The 23,053-nt window shown below is 62.4% G+C and carries 31 protein-coding genes; 1 reads left to right on the plus strand and 30 read right to left on the minus strand.

What is annotated here, in order from left to right; genetic code table 11:
• Positions 1–4: 4 nt before the first annotated feature.
• From ACI6S0_RS16440 to rpsL, 30 genes are all read right to left on the minus strand, one after another.
• Positions 5–1,687: a hypothetical protein gene (locus ACI6S0_RS16440; RefSeq protein WP_434403686.1), complete on the minus strand. Its 1,683-nt coding sequence runs from the start codon at positions 1,685–1,687 to the stop codon at positions 5–7.
• Between the two features lie 243 nt (positions 1,688–1,930).
• A complete protein-coding gene (locus ACI6S0_RS16445) occupies positions 1,931–2,515 on the minus strand; it encodes a hypothetical protein (protein WP_434403687.1) in 585 nt (194 codons plus the stop codon).
• Positions 2,516–2,778: 263 nt separating this feature from the next.
• Entirely contained in the window at positions 2,779–3,330 is a 552-nt protein-coding gene (locus ACI6S0_RS16450) for an ATPase (RefSeq protein WP_434403688.1), read from the minus strand.
• Between the two features lie 38 nt (positions 3,331–3,368).
• Entirely contained in the window at positions 3,369–4,025 is a 657-nt protein-coding gene (locus tag ACI6S0_RS16455) for an adenylate kinase (protein ID WP_004208699.1), read from the minus strand.
• A 46-nt stretch (positions 4,026–4,071) separates the two neighbouring features.
• On the minus strand, positions 4,072–5,418 hold the full coding sequence (gene secY / locus ACI6S0_RS16460; protein WP_004208701.1) for a preprotein translocase subunit SecY: 1,347 nt from the start codon (positions 5,416–5,418) through the stop codon (positions 4,072–4,074).
• A gap of 195 nt (positions 5,419–5,613) precedes the next feature.
• Positions 5,614–6,144, minus strand: coding sequence for a 50S ribosomal protein L15 (gene rplO / locus ACI6S0_RS16465; protein WP_004208702.1), 531 nt, complete (start codon positions 6,142–6,144; stop codon positions 5,614–5,616).
• A 136-nt stretch (positions 6,145–6,280) separates the two neighbouring features.
• Positions 6,281–6,460 carry a 50S ribosomal protein L30 gene (gene rpmD, locus ACI6S0_RS16470; protein ID WP_010337294.1) on the minus strand — a complete coding sequence of 60 codons (180 nt, stop codon included), beginning with the start codon at positions 6,458–6,460 and terminating at the stop codon, positions 6,281–6,283.
• 5 nt (positions 6,461–6,465) lie between these two features.
• Entirely contained in the window at positions 6,466–7,176 is a 711-nt protein-coding gene (rpsE, locus tag ACI6S0_RS16475) for a 30S ribosomal protein S5 (RefSeq protein ID WP_004208704.1), read from the minus strand.
• A 2-nt stretch (positions 7,177–7,178) separates the two neighbouring features.
• Entirely contained in the window at positions 7,179–7,544 is a 366-nt protein-coding gene (rplR, locus tag ACI6S0_RS16480; RefSeq protein WP_004208705.1) for a 50S ribosomal protein L18, read from the minus strand.
• A 1-nt stretch (position 7,545) separates the two neighbouring features.
• Positions 7,546–8,079, minus strand: coding sequence for a 50S ribosomal protein L6 (rplF, locus tag ACI6S0_RS16485; RefSeq protein WP_004208706.1), 534 nt, complete (start codon positions 8,077–8,079; stop codon positions 7,546–7,548).
• Positions 8,079–8,474, minus strand: coding sequence for a 30S ribosomal protein S8 (rpsH, locus tag ACI6S0_RS16490; protein ID WP_004208707.1), 396 nt, complete (start codon positions 8,472–8,474; stop codon positions 8,079–8,081). Before rpsH ends, rplF begins: the two co-directional genes overlap by 1 nt.
• Positions 8,475–8,486: 12 nt before the next feature.
• Positions 8,487–8,792: a 30S ribosomal protein S14 gene (gene rpsN, locus ACI6S0_RS16495; protein ID WP_004208708.1), complete on the minus strand. Its 306-nt coding sequence runs from the start codon at positions 8,790–8,792 to the stop codon at positions 8,487–8,489.
• A gap of 50 nt (positions 8,793–8,842) precedes the next feature.
• A complete protein-coding gene (gene rplE, locus ACI6S0_RS16500; RefSeq protein ID WP_004208709.1) occupies positions 8,843–9,415 on the minus strand; it encodes a 50S ribosomal protein L5 in 573 nt (190 codons plus the stop codon).
• Positions 9,415–9,726: a 50S ribosomal protein L24 gene (rplX, locus tag ACI6S0_RS16505; RefSeq protein WP_004208710.1), complete on the minus strand. Its 312-nt coding sequence runs from the start codon at positions 9,724–9,726 to the stop codon at positions 9,415–9,417. The genes rplE and rplX overlap by 1 nt, the downstream gene beginning before the upstream one ends.
• Entirely contained in the window at positions 9,726–10,094 is a 369-nt protein-coding gene (gene rplN, locus ACI6S0_RS16510; RefSeq protein ID WP_004208712.1) for a 50S ribosomal protein L14, read from the minus strand. The genes rplX and rplN overlap by 1 nt, the downstream gene beginning before the upstream one ends.
• 168 nt (positions 10,095–10,262) lie before the next feature.
• Positions 10,263–10,526 (minus strand): 30S ribosomal protein S17, encoded by a 264-nt coding sequence (gene rpsQ, locus ACI6S0_RS16515; protein WP_004208713.1) that lies wholly within the window; start codon positions 10,524–10,526, stop codon positions 10,263–10,265.
• 12 nt (positions 10,527–10,538) lie between these two features.
• The gene (rpmC, locus tag ACI6S0_RS16520; RefSeq protein WP_004208714.1) at positions 10,539–10,742 is read right to left on the minus strand and encodes a 50S ribosomal protein L29; all 204 of its coding nucleotides are present in this window, start codon (positions 10,740–10,742) and stop codon (positions 10,539–10,541) included.
• Positions 10,743–10,745: 3 nt separating this feature from the next.
• Positions 10,746–11,177: a 50S ribosomal protein L16 gene (gene rplP, locus ACI6S0_RS16525; RefSeq protein WP_004208715.1), complete on the minus strand. Its 432-nt coding sequence runs from the start codon at positions 11,175–11,177 to the stop codon at positions 10,746–10,748.
• A gap of 21 nt (positions 11,178–11,198) precedes the next feature.
• Complete coding sequence (gene rpsC / locus ACI6S0_RS16530) at positions 11,199–11,894, minus strand: 30S ribosomal protein S3 (protein ID WP_004208716.1); 696 nt, start codon at positions 11,892–11,894, stop codon at positions 11,199–11,201.
• A gap of 4 nt (positions 11,895–11,898) precedes the next feature.
• Positions 11,899–12,285, minus strand: coding sequence for a 50S ribosomal protein L22 (gene rplV, locus ACI6S0_RS16535; protein WP_004208717.1), 387 nt, complete (start codon positions 12,283–12,285; stop codon positions 11,899–11,901).
• Positions 12,285–12,563, minus strand: coding sequence for a 30S ribosomal protein S19 (gene rpsS, locus ACI6S0_RS16540; RefSeq protein ID WP_004208718.1), 279 nt, complete (start codon positions 12,561–12,563; stop codon positions 12,285–12,287). Before rpsS ends, rplV begins: the two co-directional genes overlap by 1 nt.
• Positions 12,564–12,568: 5 nt before the next feature.
• Complete coding sequence (gene rplB / locus ACI6S0_RS16545; RefSeq protein ID WP_004208720.1) at positions 12,569–13,405, minus strand: 50S ribosomal protein L2; 837 nt, start codon at positions 13,403–13,405, stop codon at positions 12,569–12,571.
• A gap of 10 nt (positions 13,406–13,415) precedes the next feature.
• A complete protein-coding gene (locus ACI6S0_RS16550; RefSeq protein ID WP_004208721.1) occupies positions 13,416–13,730 on the minus strand; it encodes a 50S ribosomal protein L23 in 315 nt (104 codons plus the stop codon).
• Positions 13,723–14,346, minus strand: a complete 624-nt coding sequence (rplD, locus tag ACI6S0_RS16555) for a 50S ribosomal protein L4 (RefSeq protein ID WP_004208722.1) — start codon at positions 14,344–14,346, stop codon at positions 13,723–13,725. The genes ACI6S0_RS16550 and rplD overlap by 8 nt, the downstream gene beginning before the upstream one ends.
• A gap of 3 nt (positions 14,347–14,349) precedes the next feature.
• Complete coding sequence (gene rplC, locus ACI6S0_RS16560; protein ID WP_004208723.1) at positions 14,350–15,102, minus strand: 50S ribosomal protein L3; 753 nt, start codon at positions 15,100–15,102, stop codon at positions 14,350–14,352.
• Between the two features lie 287 nt (positions 15,103–15,389).
• A complete protein-coding gene (gene rpsJ, locus ACI6S0_RS16565) occupies positions 15,390–15,698 on the minus strand; it encodes a 30S ribosomal protein S10 (protein WP_004208724.1) in 309 nt (102 codons plus the stop codon).
• Between the two features lie 206 nt (positions 15,699–15,904).
• Positions 15,905–17,095, minus strand: a complete 1,191-nt coding sequence (gene tuf / locus ACI6S0_RS16570; protein ID WP_004208725.1) for an elongation factor Tu — start codon at positions 17,093–17,095, stop codon at positions 15,905–15,907.
• A gap of 137 nt (positions 17,096–17,232) precedes the next feature.
• Positions 17,233–19,305, minus strand: coding sequence for an elongation factor G (fusA, locus tag ACI6S0_RS16575; protein ID WP_004208726.1), 2,073 nt, complete (start codon positions 19,303–19,305; stop codon positions 17,233–17,235).
• Positions 19,306–19,462: 157 nt separating this feature from the next.
• Positions 19,463–19,933 carry a 30S ribosomal protein S7 gene (rpsG, locus tag ACI6S0_RS16580; RefSeq protein WP_004208727.1) on the minus strand — a complete coding sequence of 157 codons (471 nt, stop codon included), beginning with the start codon at positions 19,931–19,933 and terminating at the stop codon, positions 19,463–19,465.
• A gap of 15 nt (positions 19,934–19,948) precedes the next feature.
• Positions 19,949–20,320: a 30S ribosomal protein S12 gene (gene rpsL / locus ACI6S0_RS16585; RefSeq protein ID WP_004208728.1), complete on the minus strand. Its 372-nt coding sequence runs from the start codon at positions 20,318–20,320 to the stop codon at positions 19,949–19,951.
• Between the two features lie 357 nt (positions 20,321–20,677).
• On the opposite strand from rpsL, the gene ACI6S0_RS16590 reads away from it, so the two are divergent.
• Entirely contained in the window at positions 20,678–22,954 is a 2,277-nt protein-coding gene (locus ACI6S0_RS16590; protein WP_434403689.1) for a putative bifunctional diguanylate cyclase/phosphodiesterase, read from the plus strand.
• Positions 22,955–23,053: the final 99 nt, after the last annotated feature.

Here is a 23,053-nt window from a genome sequence, read left to right on the forward strand (position 1 = left end):
CGGTCTATTTCGCGCCGTTCATGCTGAACGCCGTCGAGAGGAAGATCGACCACACGCTTTCATTTTTATCAGGATTGGCATTGCCCCAATCGCGGGCAAATTGGATGCCGCCGGTCAGGTTGCCATCCTTGTCGGCTGCAAGATAGACGGGGGCCGCGAGACGATAGCTGTCCTTGTGACTATTATAGGTGATGGTCGGGGACAGGCCGATCGTTCCAAAATAACGGGATAGATTGTCCTTGCCCCAGCCGAGGTCAAACCGGGTCCGTATGTTCAGGGCCGGCTCGAACGACCAATTGGCTTTCGGCGCCATGGTATTGAATGTCTTGCACTCGCCAATCGTCGCAAGCTTGATGGCGCAATATTCCTGCCCTTTGAATGCGTCATCAATGTCCCAGCGGCGCGCGACCGTGGCGGAGGGGCGGATCAGCAAGCCATCGAACAGCCAGGCCCTCCCTTCGAAATGGCGGAAGGCATAAGCGCCCAGCGACGGCGAGAAGCGCCGGGCTTCGCGCTGACCCAAATCGGGTTTGGACCCGTCGTCAGATTTGGCGAGCAAAGTGCTCAGCAGGTTGGGCGTCTGTGGGTCGATGACAATGCCCGGTGCAAAGCTGTCGGGCAGGATATATTTGAAATTCTGCATCCCCATTGTGGCGGTGAAGCCCCAGCCAAGCTCGGGAAGGGCCTTGGCGCTCGGTTCCCAGAAGGCCTGGTTATAGGCGGCGACATTGGCCTTGTAACGGTCTGTCGCGTCGGGATCGAAGGACCAGGCAAGCAGGTCCGTATCACTGCATCCCTGCGGTTTGGTCGATGTGGTGCCTAAATGATCGGCTTTGGCGGCCATCGCCTCTTCGCAGCGCCGGATCAGGGCGTTGGCGAAATTCTGGGCCCGGTTTTCAGCGGAATTCTCGGCATCGTGGCTGGGAATGACTGGATAGCGCTGGCGACCGAAGGTCAATGTGACGGCCAGTTGATCGTCCGAATAGCTGCCATTTCTGGCGATCAGGCCAACTTTCTTGTTGTCGGGGTCAAAGGCCGCAGAGAAGCCCAGGCCAAGGCTGGACGTTATCGGTCGGAATCCATTGCCCTGAGAGATTCGGCGTCGAGATAAGGGGAAGCTATATTGCGCATCCATTGCCTCATCCCCCTTGGCCAGCGAGATGCGTGAGGTGAAGGGCTGGTCGATGCTGGCGAAGCTGATCTCCCTTTTCTTCTCCTTCTTATTCTGCGCCTCAGCCTTCTTCTGCGCCTCGGTCTCGATGAAATTGGTGAGCCGGGTCTCCGCCCATTGGGATCGGTCTTCGCCGTCCTTGTAGGGATAGGCCATCAGATCATATCCGGCCGCAACCCCTTCGCAGCCGGCATAGCCGACGATGCAGTCCATTCTTGCAGGTGATTGCGGCGATGGAGGGGCAGGTGAGGGGGCAACTGATGCGGCGAGAGCTGGTGCATCGTTCCGGTCCGACAAAAGTCTGGTCAGTTCGGCTTCCGTGGCCTTGGCCCGTCGCAGCGCGTCTTCCGCGTCAAGCCGGGCATCACTGGCCTGCTTCAATAGACGCTGCAGTTCCGCATCGGAGGGTTTGGATGTCGTTACGGATGTAGTCGACAATGATGTTTCTGGTGCAATTATCGCCGCTGCGATCGGAAGAATTGCGGTTATTTTCGCGTATTTTTTCAATATTATCACAAATTTTCCCCCGCTGGCCTGAGAATAGTGAAATTATATAATATTGATTAACGGATCATTATTTATTTTCAGACGGAGCAATGCAACATAATAGTGAATTTATTCGTTTCCGACCAAGGTATCGGTCGTTCAGTATGAATCGGACTGAGGCCTGATAGGCTGTTTGGAAAATCGCGAAACGGCGATTCTTCGGTACGATCCCAGCCCGCGCGCGCCTCGGACGATCAGGTTCCGATTGCCGGATCATGTGCCCGTCAGCGCGCGCCGTCGCCGGATTTCCTCAAGGACGCGTTCGACCGCAGCGATGGCTGCGGGGCTGCCGGGGCCGCTATTGGGATCGGGCGTGGGGGCCTTGCGACCGGCATGGGCCGGCGACAATGGGGTGAAGCGATCGGGCGCGCGGCACCGCAGCAGGAACATCAGCAACCGGTCATTATAGACCCGCCGGGTGCCGACCAGCTTGCCATAGCTGTAGACCGGTACTTCGACGCCATGGATGGCGCGCTCCATGGCGATATCCTCCAGTCGGCGCACGCCCTGATCCAGTGCAGCCTGCCAGGCGGCGGCAAAGGATTCCGCGTTGCGCGCGCGGCGCAACTGATAGGCGGAGACGGTCGATTTGCCGGCCTGGGCCGCGGCATGGGTGACCGAGCCGGAATCGGCCAGCGCCGCGATGAAGATGCGCTGCCGCGCCACGGTCCAGCCATCGTGCCGACCGCGTCGGGGGACGGGCTGGAAATCGACCAGGACGTTGGACTGGGTTGAGACAGCGGCCGCCGCATCGGGCGATGTCGGCCAGGGCGAAGGGGGCGCGGGGATCGAGGTCATGTCGCAATATATAACCTATATGGTTATATGTAGGACAGGCCTCAGCGCGTACACCAGTTGATCGGCCGGTTCGACCAGGGCCGGGCATGATATTGGAGGATCAGACGCCGACCGAGCGAGACGCCGTCGCGGACGAGGATGCGGGCATCCGGATCGCTGTCGACCGGGGCCAGATGGGCGACGAGAATTAAGCATCATCCATCGGGGTGGAGGCCATCGGGCTTCCACCCCGATTTGCTATTGCCTGCCGGCGCGGTCGTGCTTCAGCCCTTGCTGTCGGCCGCCCGCTTATAGCCGTCGAGTTGCTCCACCAGCACCGTGTCGACGATCGGCGCGATCGGCGCCAGGCCACCGCGCATATAACCGCCAACGGAATAGGTCAGCGTTACCCGGCTGCCCCCCGGCGCGGCCGCAATGGCGAAGTCCAGTACGCCGGTCACCGCTTCGCTCTGCAGCGGTCCCAGAGCGCCGCTCAGCCGCAATCGTTGGCCCGGCGCGGCATAGATGACCCGCGCATGTTCGATGCTGCCTGAGGCGCCCTTTCCGCTCTTGTCGGGAAGGGTCTCGCAGAAGCAGCCCCCGGCCTTCGCCTCCAGCCCCATGTTGCGCGCATCGCCGCTATAGGTGTGGGCGCTGTTCCACCAGCGCCCCGGCTCCGCCAGCAGCGCATAGGCCGCGTCGGGCGCCAGCGCCACGTCCACGCTCGCCTGCACGACAAAGCCGGCATCGCTGCTGGCAACCACCCCACCCTGTCCGGGCGCGGCCGCCAGCGCCATGCCGGCGCCTGTCAGTATCGATTTGATTGGATAGGCCATGTCCCCTCCCCGCCTTGTCGCCGGGGAGGGAGAATAGCTCAGGCCGGAACGCCGTCCAAGATGGCGACGATCGCGCCGCTGACGTCGTTCATGTCGGCCATGCCGTCGACGCGGCTGACGATGCCCCGCGCTTCGTAGATCGGCAGGATCGGTGCGGTCTTGGCGCGATATTCGGCCATGCGGGTGCGCACTGTTTCCTCATTGTCGTCGGGACGACGCTTGAACTCGTGCCCGCCGCACTTGTCGCACGTACCCTCGACCTTGGGCTGCTTGAAGACATCATGATAGCCTTCGCCGCAGGTCGCGCAGGTGAAGCGGCCGGTGATGCGCTCGACCAGCGCATCCTCGTCCACTTCCAGCTCGATCACATGATCGAGCGTGCGGCCGCGATCGGCCAGGATGGTGTCGAGCGAATGGGCCTGGGCCTCGGTCCGCGGATAACCGTCGAAGATCACGCCGGTATCGGCCGCCAGCGCATCAAGCGCTTCGCCGATGATACCCGAGACGACCTCGTCCGGCACCAGCGAACCCGATTCCATCAGCGCCTTGGCCTGAAGGCCGACCGGAGTCCCCGCCTTCACCGCAGCCCGCAGCATGTCGCCGGTCGACAGCTGAACCATGCCACGGCTGTCGACGAGCCGCGTGGCCTGGGTGCCCTTGCCGGCGCCCGGAGGACCAAGCAGAATGATATTCATTGCGCGCATTCTCCCCTTGTACTTGCGCTTGCCTGTCTGCGCCCCCTTAGCGCAGACGGCCCTTCAGCTTCGCCTTCTTGATCAGATCCCCATATTGATGGGCAAGCAGATGGCTCTGGATCTGGGTCACGGTATCGACCGTAACATTGACGACGATCAGCAGGCTAGTCCCACCAAGGTAGAAGGGAATTCCCGCCCGGGCGATGGCAAATTCCGGCACCAGACAGATGAAGGCCAGGTAGGCGGCACCGATCACGGTGATCCGGGTCAGGACATAATCGAGATAATTCTCGGTATTCTTGCCCGGACGGATGCCCGGAATGAAGCCGCCATTGCGCTTCAGATTGTCGGCCGTCTCTTCCGGGTTGAACACCACGGCGGTGTAGAAGAAGCAGAAGAAGACGATGCCCAGGCCATAGAGGCCCATGTAGAAGGGGCTGCCGTGCGACAGATACTGGTTGATCGTCAGCACGATGCTGCTCCAGCGGCTGTCATCGTCCGCCTTCACGCCCATGAACTGCGAGATGGTCAGCGGCAGCAGCAGCAGCGAGCTGGCGAAGATCGGCGGGATTACGCCCGCGGTGTTGACCTTCAGCGGCAGATGGCTGCGATCGGCCTGCATCAGGCCCTGGCGCGTCTGGCGCTTGGGATACTGGATCAGCACCCGGCGCTGCGCCCGTTCCATGAAGCAGATGAAGGCAATCAGACCAAAGCCCAGCACGACGACCAGGAAGATGACCAGGCCCGAGATCGAGCCTTCGCTGCCCGACTTGAACAGGTTGCTCAGCGTCACCGGCAGCTGCGCGACGATACCGGCCATGATGATCAGCGAGGTGCCGTTGCCGATGCCGCGCGAGGTGATCTGCTCACCCAGCCACAGCAGGAACATGGTGCCGCCGATCAGCGAGATGATCGCCGAGACGACGAACAGCATGCCGGGATCCACGACCACGCCCTGCGCCTGCCAGTTGGCCGCGGCGGCATAGCCCTGCACGGCAGTCAGGCCGACGGTGCCATAGCGGGTATATTGGTTCAGCTTCTTGCGGCCGCTCTCGCCTTCCTTCTTGATCGCCGCGAGCTGCGGCGAGAGGGAGGCGGCCAGCTGCACCACGATGGACGCGGTGATATAGGGCATGATGCCGAGCGTGATGAGGCTCGCGCGCGACAATGCACCACCCGAGAAGGTGTTGAAGATGTCGAGGATGCCACCGGCCGACTTCTGCGACCAGGCCGCGAGCGCGGTGGGATCGATACCCGGCAGCGGCACGAAGCTGAGGAAGCGGAAGACTATCAGCGCGCCGAGGGTGAACCACAGGCGCTTCTTGAGGTCGGTCGCCTGGCTGAACTTCGCGAGGCTGAGATTGGATGCGAGCTGGTCGGCTCTCGATGCCATTGTGGCTGCCCTTCAAATCATTCTTGCCGGAGCCATCGGGCTCCGTGGCGGAATCGCTACCCCCTTAGCGGGGCGGGAAGACCATGTCGAACGGGAGTTGCCGCCGTTGCGACGAACATATGCTCCCCCCGATACACATAGCCCCGCCAACCCATATCGGGCAGCGGGGCCGTGCTTGCAAGTCTCGGGCGAGACTTAGGCCTTGGCGGCCTTCTTGGCGGCAAGGGCGGTGCCCTTCTTCGCCTTGGCCTTCTCGGCTGCCGGGACGACTTCGATCACGTCCAGCTTGCCACCGGCCTTAGCGACCGCTTCGACGGCGCTCTTCGAGGCACCGGCGACCAGGAAGCTGACCTTGGCGGTCAGTTCGCCCTTGGCGAGAACGCGGACGCCATCCTTGCCACCACGGGCCAGGTTGGCTGCCTTGAGCGCAGCGTGGTCGATGACGGCAGCGGCGTCCAGCTTGCCGGCGTCGATCGCGGCCTGCACTTCACCCAGGTTCACGATCGCATAATCGTTGGCGAAGATGTTGTTGAAGCCGCGCTTCGGGATGCGCATGTGGAGCGGCATCTGGCCACCCTCGAAGCCGTTGATGCTGACGCCCGAGCGTGCCTTGGCACCCTTCTGGCCGCGACCGGCGGTCTTGCCCTTGCCCGAGCCGATACCGCGGCCGACGCGCATACGACCCTTGCGGGCACCGGCATTGTCGTTGATTTCGTTCAGTTTCATGTTCGCACTCGCTTTCGCTTTTGTCGCGCTGATCCCGTGCGGGATCATCTAAAGGAAGCGCCCGTTAGCGCTTCCGCTGAAAAAACGAAAGAGGGGTTCCCCCCTCTTTCGCTTCATTTCGTCGGATCGAAAGGGCTTAGCCCTCGACCACTTCCACCATGTGGGGGAGCTTCTTGATCGCACCGCGGACTTCCGCCGTGTCTTCCAGCTCGACCACGCGATGCATCTTGCCAAGGCCCAGGCCGATCAGAATCTTCTTCTGGCTTTCGGGGCGACGGATCGGCGAACCGATCTGCTTGATCTTGATCTTCGCCATGTCAGTTACTCCGCAATCGCTTCGGCGTCAGCCTGCGCGACTTCGGCCGAGGCACCACCGCGACGCAGAAGGTCAGCAACCTTCTTGCCACGACGCTGCGCCACCGACTTGGGGCTGGTCTGCTCGCCCAGCGCCGCGAAGGTCGCACGGATCATGTTGTAGGGGTTCGAGGTGCCGTTCGACTTGGTCACGACGTCAGCGACGCCGAGGCTTTCGAACACGGCGCGCATCGGACCGCCGGCGATGATGCCGGTACCGGCCGGAGCCGAACGGACAGTCACCTTGCCAGCACCGAAGTGGCCGAGGCCGTCATGGTGCAGGGTGCGGCCTTCCTTCAGCGGAACGCGAACCATGGCCTTCTTGGCCGAAGCGGTCGCCTTGCTGATGGCTTCAGGCACTTCGCGCGCCTTGCCATGACCGAAACCGGCGCGGCCCTTGCCGTCGCCGACGACGACCAGAGCAGCGAAACCGAAGCGCTTACCGCCCTTGACGGTCTTCGAGACGCGGTTGATGTGAACCAGCTTCTCGATCAGCTCTTCGCCCTGTTCCTCGTCACGGTTGCCGCCACGGCGGTCGTCGCGACGGCCACGGCCGCCACGCTCGCCACGGTTGCGGTCACCGCCACGGCCACGGCCACGGCCGGGACCACGACCTTCGGTCTGAGCCTCGGCACCCTCGACGGGCGCGACGACTTCGTTGGTGTTTTCGTCAGCCATGATCAGAACTCCAGCCCGCCTTCACGGGCGGCATCGGCCAGCGCCTTGACGCGGCCATGGAACAGGAAGCCACCGCGGTCGAACACGACCTTGGTGACGCCGGCCGCCGTAGCAGCGGCAGCGACGCGCTTGCCGACATCGGCAGCGGCTTCGGAAGAGGCGCCGGTCTTGCCCAGAGCCTTCGAGCCAACATCCTTGTCCAAGGTCGAAGCGGCGGCGACGGTGGTACCGGCGACGTCGTCGATGATCTGGGCGTAGATGTGACGGCCCGAACGATGGACGCTGAGGCGCGGGCGGGTGCCCGAAACAGCCTTGAGCGCGGTGCGAACGCGGCGACGACGCCGCGCGAAGAGGGAAAGCTTAGCCATCTTACTTCTTCTTCCCTTCCTTGCGGAAGATGAATTCGCCGGCGTACTTGATACCCTTGCCCTTATAGGGTTCGGGCTTGCGCCAGCGGCGGATCTCGGCGGCGACCTGGCCTACCTGCTGCTTGTCGATGCCGCTGATCTCGACCGTGGTGTTATCCGGGGTCTTGATCTCGATGCCTTCCGGAATCTCGAAATCGACGTCGTGGCTGTAGCCGAGCTGCAACTTCAGGGTCTTGCCCTGCGAGTTCGCACGGTAGCCGACACCGGTGATCAGCAGCTTCTTCGAGAAGCCCTGGGTCACGCCGGTGATCAGGTTCTGGATCAGGGTACGCTGCATGCCCCAGAAAGCGCGCGCGCGCTTGCCGTTGTTGGCGGGCTTTACAGCGATGCTGCCTTCTTCGACGGTGTAGGTCACTTCGTCGGCCAGCGGCATGGCGAGGGTGCCCTTGGGGCCCTTCACCGACAGCTGACCGTCAGCGATCGACGCGGTCACGCCCGCAGGCACGGTGACCGGCTTCTTGCCAGTGCGGCTCATCAGAACACCTCCGCCAGCACTTCGCCGCCGACATTCTGTTCACGCGCTTCGGCGTCGGACAGAACGCCCTTGGGCGTCGAGACAATGGTGATGCCCAGGCCGTTGCGGATCACCGGCAGTTCCTTGGAACCGGAATAGACGCGGCGACCAGGCTTGGACACGCGGGCAACATGCTTGATCGCAGGCTGGCCCTCGAAATACTTCAGCTCGATGCGCAGGCCGGGGTGATTGCCGAGGGTTTCCTCGGAATAACCACGGATATAGCCTTCGCGCTGCAGCACGTCGAGCACGCGGGCACGGAGCTTGCTGGCGGGGGACACAACGCTGTCCTTCTTCGCCTGCTGCCCGTTACGGATGCGGGTGAGCATATCACCCAGGGGATCGGTCAATGCCATCTCAAATGATCCTTACCAGCTCGACTTGGTGACGCCGGGGATCAGGCCCTTGTTGGCCAGATCACGCAGCTGCACGCGGCAGAGACGGAATTTGCGGTAGTAAGCGCGCGGGCGGCCCGTCAGTTCGCAGCGGTTGCGAATGCGGGTCGGGTTGCCGTTGCGGGGGACTTCCGCCATCTTCAGACGCGCAATCAGACGCTCGGTGTCGTCGAGAGCGGTATCGGCTGCGATCGCCTTGAGCTTCGCATAGCGGCCGGCATACTTCTTCACCAGCTTCTTGCGGCGCTCGTTCTTGTTGATCGAACTCAGTTTCGCCATGACTTAAGTTCTCTTCCTTAGCTTAAGCGTTGGGAGAGAAGCGGGGCCTGTTAGGCCGCCTGCTTCTCTTCAATCGGGAAGGGGAAGCCGAAGAGGCGCAGCAGTTCGCGCGCTTCGTCGTCAGTCTTCGCCGTGGTGGTCACGATGATGTCCATGCCACGCACCTTGTCGATGCGGTCATAGTTGATCTCGGGGAAGATGATCTGCTCCTTGATGCCGAAGGCATAATTGCCACGGCCGTCGAAGCTCTTCGGGTTGAGACCACGGAAGTCGCGCACGCGCGGCAGGGCAATGTTGATCAGGCGATCAAGGAATTCATACATGCGCTCGCGGCGCAGCGTGACCTTGGCACCGATCGGCATGCCTTCACGCAGCTTGAACTGCGCGATCGACTTCTTCGCCTTGGTGATGACCGGCTTCTGGCCGGCGATCAGTTCCATTTCCTCGGCGGCCGAAGTGACCTTCTTCTTGTCCTGCGTGGCTTCACCGACGCCCATGTTGAGCGTGATCTTCTCGATCTTCGGGATTTCCATCACATTCTTGTAGCCGAACTTCTCGACCATCGCCTTCACGATGGCGTCGTCGTAGATCGACTTCGAGCGCGGAATATACTTGTCGGCCATTACAGCACCTCACCGGACTTGACGGCGACGCGGACCTTCTTGCCGTCGCGGTCCTCGAAACGGACGCGGGTCGGCTTGCCATCCTTGTCGGCGACAGCGACGTTCGAAATGTGCATCGGGGCCGGCTTGCGGTCGATGCCACCCTGCGGGTTCGACTGGTCGGGCTTGCGATGCTTCGCATGCACGTTGATGCCTTCGACCAGGACCTTGTCGTCCTTCGGCATCACCTGGAGGACGGCGCCGGTACGGCCCTTGTCCTTGCCAGCCAGGACGACGACCTTGTCGCCCTTCTTGATCTTAGCAGCGCTCATTACAGCACCTCGGGAGCGAGCGAGATGATCTTCATGTGCTTCTTGGCGCGCAGTTCGCGAACGACCGGGCCAAAGATACGGGTGCCGATCGGCTCCTCGTTCTTGTTGATAAGCACAGCGGCATTGCCGTCGAAGCGAATCACGCTGCCATCAGCGCGACGCACGTCCTTGGCGGTGCGCACGATGACGGCGCGATGCACGTCACCCTTCTTCACCTTACCGCGCGGAGCAGCTTCCTTGACGGAGACGACAATGATGTCGCCCACGCCGGCGAAACGCCGCTTCGAGCCGCCCAGCACCTTGATGCACTGGACGCGCTTGGCGCCGCTGTTGTCCGCGACGTCAAGATTGGATTGCATCTGGATCATGGATCCGGTTCCTTCTTATTTGGCCTACCGGGACTATCCCGGCGGTTCCGAATTTCGTGAGTCGACCCGGTGAATCGAAATGCACGAAGCGCGGGCCTGTACCTCCTCCCGAAGGAAAAGGCCAGCCCCGCGTCCGAACTTTTTCGACTCTAGAGTCGGTGACTGCCCTTAGGCCGCGGATTCCGGCGACTTGTGGGTGTCCACACGCTCGATGACCTTCCAGGTCTTGAGCTTGGAAATCGGAGCGGTCTCTTCGATGCGGACCGTTTCGCCTTCCTTGTAGACATTGCCCTCGTCATGGGCATGGTACTTCTTCGACCGGCGGATGATCTTGCCGTAGAGCGCATGCTTAACCTTGCGCTCCACGCGAACCACCACCGTCTTGTCGGTCTTGTCGGAAACCACCGTTCCCGTCAGCACGCGCTTGGGCATCGTGTGTTTCCTTTACTTCGCGGCCGAGCGCGAACGCTCGGTCTGCAGGGTCTTGATCTGCGCGATCGAACGACGGACTTCACGAACGCGGCTGGGCTTTTCCAGCTGGTTGGTGGCCGCCTGGAAACGCAGATTGAACTGCTCGCGCTTCAGGTTGTTCAGCTCGGTCGACAGCTCGTCGTCCGACTTGGTCTTGAGGTCTGCAACGTTGGCCACAGCTTAACCCTCCAGGTGCGAGGTGTCGCCGAGGCGGGCAACGACCTTCGTCTTGATGGGCAGCTTCATCGCGGCGCGCGAGAAGGCCTCTGCTGCGAGCGGACCGGGAACGCCGTCCAGTTCGAACAGGATACGGCCGGGAGCGACGCGAGCCGCCCAATATTCGACCGAACCCTTGCCCTTGCCCTGGCGGACTTCAGCCGGCTTCTTGGTGACCGGAACGTCGGGGAACACGCGGATCCACAGACGACCCTGACGGCGCAGGTGGCGCTGGATCGCGCGGCGAGCCGCTTCGATCTGACGCGCGGTGATCCGCTCGGGCTCCAGAGCCTTGAGACCATAGGCGCCGAAGTTCAGCGCAGTGCCGCCCTTCGCATCGCCCTTGATCCGACCCTTGAAGGTCTTGCGGAACTTCATCTTCTTCGGTTGCAGCATGACGCTATTACCTTCTTATTCTCAGCGCGCCGGGCGCACGCCGGAGGTCTGAGCCTCCAGCATCAGCCGGTCGGTAGCCATCGGATCATGGCCGAGGATCTCGCCCTTGAAGATCCAGACCTTGATGCCGCAAACGCCATAGGCGGTGTGCGCCGTGGCTTCGGCATAGTCGACGTTCGCACGCAGGGTGTGCAGCGGAACGCGGCCTTCACGATACCATTCGACACGCGCGATCTCCGCGCCGCCCAGACGGCCGCCGCAGGTGATCTTGATGCCTTCGGCGCCCAGACGGAGAGCCGACTGCACCGCACGCTTCATGGCGCGACGGAAGGCAACGCGGCGTTCCAGCTGGTCGGCGATGCCCTGTGCGACGAGCTTCGAATCGATTTCCGGCTTGCGGATTTCGACGATGTTCAGCGACACGTCCGACGAGGTGAAGGCACCCAGCTTCTTGCGAAGCTTTTCGATGTCTGCACCCTTCTTGCCGATGATGACACCGGGGCGGGCAGCGTAGATCGACACGCGGCACAGCTTGGCCGGACGCTCGATCACGACCTTCGAGATCGCGGCCTGCGGCAGGTTCTTCATGATGTACTGGCGGATCTTGAGATCTTCCAGCAGCAGGCGACCATAGTCGGCGCCTTCGGCGAACCAGCGGCTGTCCCAGGTACGGTTGATCTGCAGACGCAGACCGATCGGGTTGCTCTTGTGACCCATGTGCTTACGCCTCCGCTTCTTCGCCAGCTTCACGCACGACGATGCGCACGCGGCTGAAGGGCTTGAGGATTCGGGTCGACTTGCCGCGGCCGCGAGCGTGGAAGCGCTTCAGGGTGAAGCTCTTGCCCACCGATGCTTCCGCGACGACCAGGGCGTCGACGTCCAGATTGTGGTTGTTTTCCGCATTGGCGATGGCCGAAGCCAGCACCTTGCGCACGTCGACAGCCATCGCCTTCTTCGAGAAGGCGAGGATGTTGAGCGCGTCCTCGACCTTGCGGCCGCGGATCAGCGTGGCGACCAGGTTCAGCTTCTGGGCCGAACCACGGATCTGCGTGCCGACGGCGAGCGCTTCATTGTCGGCGACGCGACGGGGAGCCTTTTCCTTGCTCATTAGCGCTTGCCCTTCTTGTCGGCAGCGTGACCGGGGAAGAAGCGGGTCGGAGCGAATTCGCCCAGCTTGTGACCCACCATATCCTCGTTCACGAGAACCGGAACATGCTTGCGGCCGTTATAGACGTTGAACGTCAGGCCAACGAACTGCGGCAGGATGGTCGAACGGCGCGACCAGGTCTTGATCGGACCCGAGCGGCCATTGCTTTCCTGCGCGACTTCCGCCTTCTTCAGAAGGCTGAGGTCCACGAACGGACCTTTCCAGACGGAACGAGCCATCTCGCTTACCTCTTCTTCTTCGCGTGGCGGCTACGGATGATGAACTTGTCCGTTGCCTTGTTGTGACGGGTGCGCGCACCCTTGGTCGGCTTGCCCCACGGGGTGACCGGGTGACGGCCGCCCGAGGTCCGGCCTTCACCACCACCATGCGGGTGATCGACCGGGTTCTTCGCAACACCGCGCGTCAGAGGACGGATGCCGTTCCAACGGTTGCGGCCAGCCTTGGCAAGGTTGGTGTTGCCATTGTCGGGGTTCGACACGGCGCCAACGGTGCCCATGCAGTCCGAACGGATGTAGCGCTGCTCACCCGACGACAGACGCACCATGACCATGCCACGATCGCGACCGACCAGCTGGGCATAGGTGCCTGCCGAACGGCAGAGCTGCGCGCCCTTGCCCGGCTTCATCTCGATGTTGTGGATGATCGTGCCGACCGGCATCTGACCCAGTTCCATCGCATTGCCCGGCTTCACGTCGGTCTTCTTGCCCGCGATGACCTTGTCACCGGGAGCCAGACGCTGCGGCGCAATGATGTACGCCTGCGTGCCGTCGGGATAGTTGACCAGCGCGATGAAGGCGGTGCGGTTGGGGTCATATTCCAGACGCTCGACCGTACCTTCAACGTCCCACAGGCGACGCTTGAAGTCGATGATACGATAGCGCTGCTTGTGACCGCCACCGATACCACGCGAAGTGACATGGCCCTTGTTGTTACGACCACCGGTCTTGCGCTTGCCTTCGGTCAGCGCCTTGACGGGCTTGCCCTTGTGCAGGCTCGACTTGTCGACGAGGATCAGGCCGCGCTGGGCCGGGCTCGTCGGATTATAGTGCTTGAGTGCCATCTATCTCGCCTCAAATACCGGTGGTGACGTCGATGGACTGACCTTCGGCCAGCGTGACGATCGCCTTCTTCACGTCGTTGCGCTTGTAGGGCTTGCCCTTCCAGCGCTTGACCTTGCCCTTCTGCACCAGCGTGTTGACCGCCTTGACGGTCACGCCGAACAGCGCCTCGACGGCAGCCTTGATCTCAGGCTTGGATGCGTCGTTGGCGACCTGGAAAACAACGGCGTTGTTTTCCGAGAGAAGGGTCGACTTCTCGGTGATGACCGGCGCGACAACGACGTCGAAGTGACGGTTGTCCACGGTCGCGGCTTCTTTCTTAGCCATTGAAACGGGCCTCCAGCTTTTCGACCGCGGCGCGGGTGAGCACCAGCGAGTCGGCCTTCAGGATGTCGTAGACGTTGGCACCAACGGCCGGCAGCAGGTTGACGCCGACGATGTTGGCCGAAGCCTTGGCGAAGCTGACGTTCACGGCGTCGCCGTCGATGAACAGAACCTTGTTCAGGTTCAGCTTGGCCAGGTTGGCGACCAGCGCCTTGGTCTTGCCTTCGGCAACGTCGAGATTGTCGAGAATGATCAGCGAACCATCCTTGACCTTCGACGACAGCGCCATCTTCAGACCCAGCGCGCGAACCTTCTTGTTCAGCGAGGGGTTGAAGTCGCGAACGCGGGCACCGTGAGCCTTACCACCGCCGATGAAGACGGGAGCGCGGCGATCGCCGTGACGAGCGGTACCGCCGCCCTTCTGGCGACCGAACTTCTTGCCGGTGCGGGCGACATCCGAACGCTCGCGCGTGCCGCGGGCAGTGCCACGACGCTTTTCGAGCTGCCAGGTGACGACGCGGTGCAGAATGTCGGCGCGGGGCTCGAGGCCGAAAACGGCATCGTTGAGCTCCAGCTCACCGGCAGCTGCGGCGTCGAGGGTCTGTACATTGACCTTCATGGTTTAGCCCTCCTGGCCTTCGGTCGCTTCGGGAGCGGCCGCTTCCGCGGGCGTCTCGGCCGGCGCGGCATTGCTGTTTGCAGCCTGCTTCAGGCTGGCGGGATAGGGCGCGTCGGCGTGACGGGGAACCTTCACGGCGTCGCTGACGGTCAGCCAGGTGCCCTTGGCGCCCGGAACCGAACCCTTGACGAACAGCAGACCACGCTCGACGTCCGTGCGGACGATCTCGAGATTCTGCTGGGTCCGCTCACGATCACCCATGTGACCGGCCATCTTCTTGTTCTTGAAGACGCGGCCCGGATCCTGACGGTTACCGGTCGAACCATGCGCACGGTGGCTGATCGACACGCCGTGGGTGGCGCGCATACCGCCGAAGCCCCAGCGCTTCATAGCACCGGCAAAGCCCTTACCCTGGGTGTGACCGGCAACGTCGACCAGCTGGCCAGCGACGAAGTGGTCAGCGGCGATTTCAGCGCCGACGTCGAGGAGCGCATCCTCGGCGACGCGGAATTCGACCAGACGCGCCTTGGGTTCAACTTCCGCCTTGGCGAAGTGACCGCGCTGCGGCTTGGCGACATTCTTGGCCTTGGCAACGCCAGCGCCCAGCTGAAGGGCGACATAACCGTCGCGCTCGACTTCCTTACGTGCGACGACCTGCGTACCCTCAAGGCTGAGGACCGTGACGGGGACGTGACGTCCGTCGTCCTGGAACAGGCGGGTCATCCCGACTTTCTTAGCGATCACGCCAGTGCGCATCACTGATTACTCCCATAGAGGCCCGCCATAGCAGCGGGCGTATCCAACGAAAAAACCGCTCAGCATCTCTGCTTCGCGGCCCAACCCAATGTATAGATCACCCCGTCCGGGTTGGATGCCGATCCCTCTCGGGAAAGGCGACGGGGGACCAGGACCACGCGCCTTGGCCGGTTCACCGGCGGGCCGTGCGGTATCCCTTGTGTCGTTTGAGCTTCCGCCTCTCCAGAGAAGAGGAACAGAATACCCGATACCCCGCCTACCTTGCGGAAGGCGGGGACTTGCCGACCTTAGGCCAGCTTGATTTCGACGTTCACGCCGGCAGCCAGGTCCAGCTTCATCAGCGCGTCGACCGTCTGCGGCGTCGGCTGCACAATGTCAAGCATACGCTTGTAGGTGCGGACTTCGAACTGCTCGCGCGACTTCTTGTCGATGTGCGGACCACGGTTGACCGTGAACTTTTCGATGCGCGTCGGAAGAGGAATCGGACCGCGAATGAGGGCGCCGGTGCGGCGGGCGGTTTCGGCGATGTCGCCGGTCGCCTGATCGAGCACGCGATGATCGAACGCCTTGAGGCGAATGCGGATGTTGCTGTCCATTGTTCCTGTACCGATGCGAAAGAGCCAATAACCAGCGCATTTTCATGAATCAGCCGGAGCAGCCGTTGATTTACAAAAACACGCCAACAAAAAATATCCGCCCCGTTTTGCCCTTCTAGCTCATTCGAGCCGGAGAAAGGCGATCCGGGGCGGGTAAAAAACTTCAGCGGCGCGAATCGGGCGATTCGCGCCGCTGCGGTCCTATATTACTTCGAGATCGTGCCGACAACCCCTGCGCCGACGGTACGACCGCCTTCACGGATTGCGAAGCGCAGACCCGAGTCCATGGCGATCGGAGCGATCAGCTTGACGCCGAGCTTCACGTTGTCGCCGGGCATGACCATCTCGGTGCCCTCGGGGAGGATCACTTCGCCGGTCACGTCGGTGGTGCGGAAGTAGAACTGCGGACGATAGTTCGCGAAGAACGGGGTGTGACGGCCGCCTTCTTCCTTCGACAGCACATAGACTTCGGCGTCGAATTCGGTGTGCGGGGTGACCGAGCCGGGCTTGGCCAGAACCTGACCACGCTCAACTTCTTCACGACCCACGCCACGGATCAGCGCACCGATGTTGTCGCCGGCCTGGCCCTGGTCGAGCAGCTTGCGGAACATTTCGACGCCGGTGACGGTGGTCTTCTTGGTGGGCTTGATGCCGACGATTTCGACTTCTTCACCAACCTTGACGATGCCGGTTTCGACGCGGCCGGTCACGACGGTACCACGACCCGAGATCGAGAACACGTCTTCGATCGGCATCAGGAAGGGCTTGTCGACCGGACGGTCGGGCTGCGGGATCCAGCTGTCAACAGCAGCCATCAGCTTCAGAACGGCGTCGTGGCCGATTTCCGGGGTCTTGTCCTGCAGGGCAGCGACAGCCGAACCGGCGATGACGGGGATGTTGTCGCCGTCGAAGTCGTACGAGCTCAGCAGCTCGCGGATTTCCAGCTCAACCAGCTCGAGGATTTCGGCGTCGTCGACCAGGTCGACCTTGTTCATGAACACGACGAGCTGCGGCACGCCGACCTGCTTGGCGAGCAGGATGTGCTCACGGGTCTGCGGCATCGGGCCGTCGGTGGCCGAAACGACCAGGATCGCGCCGTCCATCTGGGCGGCACCGGTGATCATGTTCTTGACGTAGTCAGCGTGACCCGGGCAGTCGACGTGCGCGTAGTGACGGGCTTCGGTCTCATACTCGACGTGGGCGGTCGAAATGGTGATGCCGCGCTCGCGCTCTTCGGGAGCCTTGTCGATGTTGTCGTACGAGGTGAAGGTCGCACCGCCGGTTTCGGCGAGAACCTTGGTGATCGCCGCGGTCAGCGAGGTCTTACCATGGTCAACGTGACCGATGGTGCCGATGTTGCAGTGCGGCTTATTCCGCTCAAACTTAGCCTTAGCCATTTTATCCTACCTTCTAATCAAAATCAGCTTGGGTCTGACCGCTCGGCCGCGCCTCGCGAAGGCGCGTCCATAGCAGCATATTCACAGATTACCAGCCCCTATCCGAGCCGATTGCACGGCCCGGACAGGGAAACTCGTCAGGCCATCTTCGCCTTGACTTCGTCCGCAACATTCTGCGGCACTTCGTCATAGTGCGAGAAGATCATCGAGTAGTTCGCGCGGCCCTGGGTGAAGGAACGCAGCGAGTTCACATAGCCGAACATGTTGGCCAGCGGGACCATCGCCTCGACCACCTGCGCGTTGCCGCGCGTATCGGTGCCCTGGATCTGGCCACGACGGCTGTTCATGTCGCCGATGACGTCGCCCAGATATTCTTCCGGGGTCACGACTTCGACCTTCATGACCGGCTCGAGCAGGGTGATGCCCGACTTCTGCGCCGCTTCGCGCATTGCGGCGCGGCCGGTGATTTCGAACGCCAGCGCCGACGAGTCGACGTCATGGTACGCACCGTCATAGAGCAGCACTTCGAAGTCGATGATCGGGAAGCCGATCAGCGAACCGGTGGCAGCGGTTTCACGCATGCCCTTTTCGATCGCGGGGATATATTCCTTGGGAATGTTACCGCCCTTGATCTCGTCCTTGAAGACGAAGCCCGAACCACGCTCGCCGGGGGTCAGCTTGACCTTGATACGGCCGAACTGACCGGTACCGCCCGACTGCTTCTTGTGGGTGTAGTCGACGTCGACGGCCTTCTTGAGATATTCGCGATAGGCCACCTGCGGCGCACCGACATTCGCCTCGACCTTGAACTCGCGCTTCATGCGGTCGACCAGGATTTCGAGGTGAAGTTCGCCCATGCCCTTGATGATGGTCTGGCCCGATTCGTGATCGGTCGAGACGCGGAACGAGGGATCTTCGGCGGCCAGGCGGTTGAGGGCGACGCCCATCTTTTCCTGGTCGGCCTTGGTCTTGGGTTCCACCGACAGTTCGATGACCGGCTCGGGGAATTCCATCCGCTCCAGGATGATCGGCTGGCGCTCGGCGCACAGCGTATCACCGGTGGTGGTTTCCTTCATGCCGGCCAGCGCGACGATGTCGCCGGCATAGGCGGTGTCGATGTCTTCACGGCTGTTCGCATGCATGAGGAGCATACGGCCGATCTTTTCCTTCTTGTCCTTCACCGAGTTCAGGTAGGTGCCCTTGGTGAGCGTGCCCGAATAGATGCGCAGGAAGGTCAGCGAGCCGACGAACGGGTCGTTCATGATCTTGAACGCCAGGCCCGAGAAGGGCGCGTCGTCCGAGGTCGGACGGCTGTCGGGGGTTTCGCCGTCCATCTTGACGCCCTGGACGTCTTCGATGTCGAGCGGGCTCGGCAGATAGTCGACAACGGCGTCGAGCAGCGGCTGAACGCCCTTGTTCTTGAACGCCGAACCGCACAGCACCGGCACGAAGGCGTGACCCAGCGTACCCTTGCGGATCAGCTTCTTGAGGGTCGCGGTGTCGGGCAGATTGCCTTCCAGATAGGCTTCCATCGCGGCATCGTCCTGCTCGACGGCAAGCTCGATCAGCTTTTCGCGATATTCGGCAGCCTTGTCGGCGAGGTCGGCCGGAATTTCTTCATAGTAGAATTCGGCGCCCAGGCTCTCATCCTTCCAGATGATCGCGCGGTTCTCGACCAGGTCGACCAGGCCCTTGAAGTCCGACTCTGCGCCGATGGGCAGATACAGGACGGCCGGGGTCGCGCCCAGACGGTCGATGATCGTCTGCACGCAATAATAGAAGTCGGCACCGGTGCGGTCGAGCTTGTTGATGAAGCACATCCGCGGAACCTTGTACTTGTCCGCCTGGCGCCACACGGTTTCCGACTGCGGCTCAACGCCGGCAACGCCGTCGAACGCGGCAACCGCACCGTCGAGCACGCGCAGCGAGCGTTCGACTTCGATGGTGAAGTCGACGTGGCCGGGGGTGTCGATGATGTTCAGGCGGTGGTCGTTCCAGATGCAGGTCGTTGCAGCCGAGGTGATGGTGATACCACGCTCCTGCTCCTGCTCCATCCAGTCCATGGTCGCGGCGCCGTCATGGACTTCGCCGATCTTGTAGGACTTGCCGGTGTAGTAAAGGATACGCTCGGTCGTGGTGGTCTTGCCGGCGTCGATATGCGCCATGATACCGAAATTGCGATAGCGTTCGAGCGGATGGCTGCGGGCCATGATGCTTCTCCGTTGCCGGCGCGCCGGCGGTTGGGGATTCGTTAATTCTGCGCGTGGCCCCTAAACCAATCCGTTCGCCATGGGTAGCCACCCACGGCGAACGGACCGATTTTGGAAACCAAATAACAAGGCGGGCACATAAGCGCCCGCCCTGCTGTTACCAGCGGTAGTGCGAGAAGGCGCGGTTCGCTTCCGCCATGCGGTGCGTATCTTCGCGCTTCTTGACGGCATTGCCGCGGTTGTTGGCAGCGTCCAGCAGCTCACCCGACAGACGGGCGGCCATGGTGGTTTCGCTGCGGTTGCGCGAAGCCGTGATCAGCCAGCGGATCGCCAGCGCCTGGGCGCGCTCGGGGCGCACTTCGACGGGGACCTGGTAAGTCGCACCGCCGACGCGGCGGCTGCGGACTTCGATGCCGGGCTTCACATTGTTCAGCGCGTCATGGAACATGCCGATCGGGTCCTTCTTGGACTTCGCTTCGACAGTGTCGAGCGCACCGTAAACGATGGACTCGGCGACGGCCTTCTTGCCGTCCTGCATGATGCTGTTCATGAACTTCGACAGCACGATATCACCGAACTTGGGATCCGGCAGGATAACACGCTTTTCGGGGCGACGACGACGTGACATATTACTGTTCTCCCCTTACTTCGGACGCTTGGCGCCGTACTTCGAACGGCTCTGCTTGCGATCCTTGACGCCCTGGGTATCCAGAACGCCGCGAAGAACGTGATAGCGCACGCCCGGAAGATCTCGCACACGGCCGCCACGGATCAGCACGACGCTGTGTTCCTGGAGGTTGTGGCCTTCACCCGGGATGTAGGTGATGACTTCGCGCTGGTTGACCAGACGCACCTTCGCCACCTTACGGAGAGCCGAGTTCGGCTTCTTCGGGGTCGTCGTGTAGACACGGGTGCAAACGCCACGCTTCTGCGGGTTCGCATCCATCGCAGGGACCTTGGACTTGGTCTTCTGCAGTTCGCGGCCCTTGCGGACCAGCTGGTTGATTGTTGGCATGAAGCCCTTCACCTTTTCAGTTACTTTACCAGACGCCACCTGCGTTCCCCGCCGCGTGGAACCAATGACTCCAAACAGCAAAGGCCCCGACGGAAACAATCCGCCCGGAGCCGCAAGGACAGCCGATAATGTTCAGCTCTAGTGCTTGCCCCGGCAAGCGCGGGAAGAACGAGTCTTCCAGACGCAGAACGCGGGGCAGCGGCCCTATAGCGATGGGGGACGGAAGGGTCAAGCGCAGGACCGGAACGGCCATGGCGACACACCTGCCCACATAGTGAATGACATTTTAGTATTTTGCTAACATGCTGCAGATTATAGGATCTTTCCCCGCAGCCCCCATATCCAGATGGACCAGTCGTGATTGCACTTTCCCGCATTAGCGGCGAATTCCACAGCCCGGAACGCGAGGCCGCCTTCCAGGCCGATCGACTGCCCGAATCGCGGCGCCACGCCCATCTGCTCTTCGCCTTGTCGGCGCTGCTCAACACCCTCTTCCTGCTGAGCGACTGGCGCTTTGTCGGCACGGCCCATTTCTGGGTCGCGGTGCCCGCCCGCCTGGTCGTGGTCTTCTGGTCGCTCGTCAGCCTGGGCCTGTGCCGCTACATGCACAGCTTCAAGGCGGTCGAACGCATCTGTTTCGTCTGGCAATGCATCACCGCCATCGGCGTCGCCTTCCTCGTCTCCTCGCGCAGCGACATCGCCATCTTCGTCCTGGTGATGCTGCCGCTCGTCTTCTATCTGGTGGTGCCGACCAGCTTCCGCGGCAATGTCGGCGGCGGCCTGGGCTGCGGCGTCGCCCTGCTGATCGGTTATCTGGCCCCTGCCCCTCTGTCGCCGACCATGCCCGGCATGATCATGGCGGTGCTGATGCTTCATTGCGGCATGTGGATCGCGATCGCCCGCACCAACCGGCTGCAACGCCTGGAATGGACCGCCAGCCAGGACGCGCAGGCCGCCCGCGTCGCCCTCGCCGCCAATGGCGAAGCGCTCGAACGGCTGTTCATGACCGTGCCGCTGCCGCTGATCATCATCCGCGACGACGGCACCGTCCTGCGCATGAACGATTCCGCCACACGCAACCTGGGCACCGCGGACCATGTCGCCCGGCTGGCGCTGATCGTCGATCACGCCCCGCCGCTGCGCCTGCTCGACCGGCTGACGCGCGGCGACAGCATCGACAATGACGAATGCTGCCTCGCCAATGACGAAGGCATCATCCGCGATGTCCTGCTGGGCGCCCGCCCGATCCTGCTCGCCGGCGAACAGTGCATCCTTGCCAGCATCGTCGACATCACCGACCGCAAGCAGGCCGAACGCCATCTTGCCCATCTGGCGATGACCGACGCCCTCACCGGCCTCGCCAACCGATCCCATTTCATGGCCAGCCTGATGCAGGCGGCCCAGTCGACCGAACGATCCGGCGGCCAGATGGCGGTCGTGCTGATCGACGTCGACGAATTCAAGCGGATCAACGACAGCGCCGGCCATGATGCCGGCGACGCCCTGCTGTGCGCCGTGGCCGAACGACTGCGCGACTCGGTACGCCCCGCCGACATGATCGCCCGCATGGGCGGCGACGAGTTCGCCGTCATCCTCACCCGCCTGCGCGGCCTGGCCGACCTCGACACCATCCTCAGCCGCATGATCGCGCGCCTGCATAGGCCGCTGCGCCATGGCGGGCGGGACATTGATTGCCGCGTCAGCATGGGCGTCGCCCTCTATCCCGACCATGCCGGCGACATGATCGACCTAATGAAGCATGCCGACATCGCCCTGTATGAGGCGAAGAATAGCGGGCGCGGGCGCGCCTGCCTGTTCGAACCGAGCCTGCTGGAAAGCTGGCAGACCGAGGCGCGGATGCTGGAACGGGCCCGCGACGCGCTCGCCCATGCCCAGCCCGTGCCCTGGTATCAGCCCAAGGTCGACCTGCAGGACGGCCGCGTCATCGGCTTCGAGGCGCTGCTGCGCTGCGTCCGTCCGGACGGCACGCTGATGATGCCCGACCAGATATTGGCCGCCTTCGAACATCCCGAACTGGGCCGCAAGATCACCGAGCGGATGATCGATCAGGTGCTGGCCGATTGCCGGGCCTGGACCAGCGCCGGCATCGATTTCGGCCATGTCGCGGTCAATGTCCCCGGCGTCGAACTGCATGACCGCGCCTTCCCCGACCGGTTGCTCGCCCGTCTCGCCCATGCCGATGTCGAACCGCGCCGGATCGAACTGGAAGTCACCGAATCCGTCTTCCTCGGGCGCAATGTCGATGTGGTGGAGCGCAATCTTCAGCGCCTCAGCCAGGCGGGCATGGCCATCGCCCTCGACGATTTCGGCACCGGCTACGCCTCGCTCTCCCACCTCAAGCAGTTTCCGATCGACGTCATCAAGATCGACAAGGGCTTTGTGCGCGACCTGGAAACCGACCCGGATGATGCCGCCATCGTGCGCACCGTGCTCAACCTCGCCTACAGCCTGGGCGTGAAAACCGTCGCCGAAGGCGTCGAAACGATTGAACAACTGGAATATTTGCGATCAGGTGGTTGCCATTATGGCCAGGGCCATTATTGGAGCGCTGCCGTTCCGGCATCGCAATTACCCAGCTTTCTTGAGCCCTCCCGCTTCGCCCGCCGAAGCTGAAGCGCATCGCGAAAAATATTTTCAAAGCCAGGGAACCAAATGGGACGAAGATCATTTCGTCCCGGTTTAGCTTCGACTCGTCACGAGTCCGCGGCTGTG

The organism is Sphingobium sp. DN12, assembly GCF_051058005.1.
Classification (GTDB): domain Bacteria; phylum Pseudomonadota; class Alphaproteobacteria; order Sphingomonadales; family Sphingomonadaceae; genus Sphingobium; species Sphingobium yanoikuyae.

Bases quoted from the DNA above. Each gene is read 5' to 3' on its own strand.
- rplO (WP_004208702.1), bottom strand. From the start codon at position 6,144: ATGAAACTGAACGAAATCAACGACAATGCCGGTGCCCGCAAGGGTCGT.
- rpsN (WP_004208708.1), bottom strand. From the start codon at position 8,792: ATGGCGAAACTGAGTTCGATCAACAAGAACGAGCGCCGCAAGAAGCTG.
- ACI6S0_RS16550 (WP_004208721.1), bottom strand. From the start codon at position 13,730: ATGGCTAAGAAAGAAGCCGCGACCGTGGACAACCGTCACTTCGACGTC.
- rpsG (WP_004208727.1), bottom strand. From the start codon at position 19,933: ATGTCACGTCGTCGTCGCCCCGAAAAGCGTGTTATCCTGCCGGATCCC.
- tuf (WP_004208725.1), bottom strand. From the start codon at position 17,095: ATGGCTAAGGCTAAGTTTGAGCGGAATAAGCCGCACTGCAACATCGGC.
- rpsE (WP_004208704.1), bottom strand. From the start codon at position 7,176: ATGGCTGACGAAAACACCAACGAAGTCGTCGCGCCCGTCGAGGGTGCC.
- rplD (WP_004208722.1), bottom strand. From the start codon at position 14,346: ATGAAGGTCAATGTACAGACCCTCGACGCCGCAGCTGCCGGTGAGCTG.
- rplR (WP_004208705.1), bottom strand. From the start codon at position 7,544: ATGGCTAAGCTTTCCCTCTTCGCGCGGCGTCGTCGCCGCGTTCGCACC.
- rpsJ (WP_004208724.1), bottom strand. From the start codon at position 15,698: ATGGACAGCAACATCCGCATTCGCCTCAAGGCGTTCGATCATCGCGTG.
- ACI6S0_RS16455 (WP_004208699.1), bottom strand. From the start codon at position 4,025: ATGAATATCATTCTGCTTGGTCCTCCGGGCGCCGGCAAGGGCACCCAG.
- secY (WP_004208701.1), bottom strand. From the start codon at position 5,418: ATGGCATCGAGAGCCGACCAGCTCGCATCCAATCTCAGCCTCGCGAAG.
- ACI6S0_RS16445 (WP_434403687.1), bottom strand. From the start codon at position 2,515: ATGACCTCGATCCCCGCGCCCCCTTCGCCCTGGCCGACATCGCCCGAT.
- rplC (WP_004208723.1), bottom strand. From the start codon at position 15,102: ATGCGCACTGGCGTGATCGCTAAGAAAGTCGGGATGACCCGCCTGTTC.
- rplN (WP_004208712.1), bottom strand. From the start codon at position 10,094: ATGATCCAGATGCAATCCAATCTTGACGTCGCGGACAACAGCGGCGCC.
- rplE (WP_004208709.1), bottom strand. From the start codon at position 9,415: ATGGCCGACAAGTATATTCCGCGCTCGAAGTCGATCTACGACGACGCC.
- rpmD (WP_010337294.1), bottom strand. From the start codon at position 6,460: ATGGCGAAGATCAAGATCAAGCAGATCGGTTCGCCGATCCGTCGCCCC.
- rplF (WP_004208706.1), bottom strand. From the start codon at position 8,079: ATGAGCCGCACTGGCAAGAAGCCGGTCACCGTGCCTGCGGGCGTGACC.
- rpsL (WP_004208728.1), bottom strand. From the start codon at position 20,320: ATGCCAACAATCAACCAGCTGGTCCGCAAGGGCCGCGAACTGCAGAAG.
- rplX (WP_004208710.1), bottom strand. From the start codon at position 9,726: ATGAGCGCTGCTAAGATCAAGAAGGGCGACAAGGTCGTCGTCCTGGCT.
- rplB (WP_004208720.1), bottom strand. From the start codon at position 13,405: ATGGCACTCAAGCACTATAATCCGACGAGCCCGGCCCAGCGCGGCCTG.
- rpsH (WP_004208707.1), bottom strand. From the start codon at position 8,474: ATGGCATTGACCGATCCCCTGGGTGATATGCTCACCCGCATCCGTAAC.
- rplV (WP_004208717.1), bottom strand. From the start codon at position 12,285: ATGAGCAAGGAAAAGGCTCCCCGTCGCGTCGCCGACAATGAAGCGCTC.
- rpsQ (WP_004208713.1), bottom strand. From the start codon at position 10,526: ATGCCCAAGCGCGTGCTGACGGGAACGGTGGTTTCCGACAAGACCGAC.
- fusA (WP_004208726.1), bottom strand. From the start codon at position 19,305: ATGGCCCGCAGCCATCCGCTCGAACGCTATCGCAATTTCGGTATCATG.
- rpsS (WP_004208718.1), bottom strand. From the start codon at position 12,563: ATGGCTCGTTCCGTCTGGAAAGGTCCGTTCGTGGACCTCAGCCTTCTG.
- rpsC (WP_004208716.1), bottom strand. From the start codon at position 11,894: ATGGGTCACAAGAGCAACCCGATCGGTCTGCGTCTGCAGATCAACCGT.
- ACI6S0_RS16450 (WP_434403688.1), bottom strand. From the start codon at position 3,330: ATGGCCTATCCAATCAAATCGATACTGACAGGCGCCGGCATGGCGCTG.
- rplP (WP_004208715.1), bottom strand. From the start codon at position 11,177: ATGCTGCAACCGAAGAAGATGAAGTTCCGCAAGACCTTCAAGGGTCGG.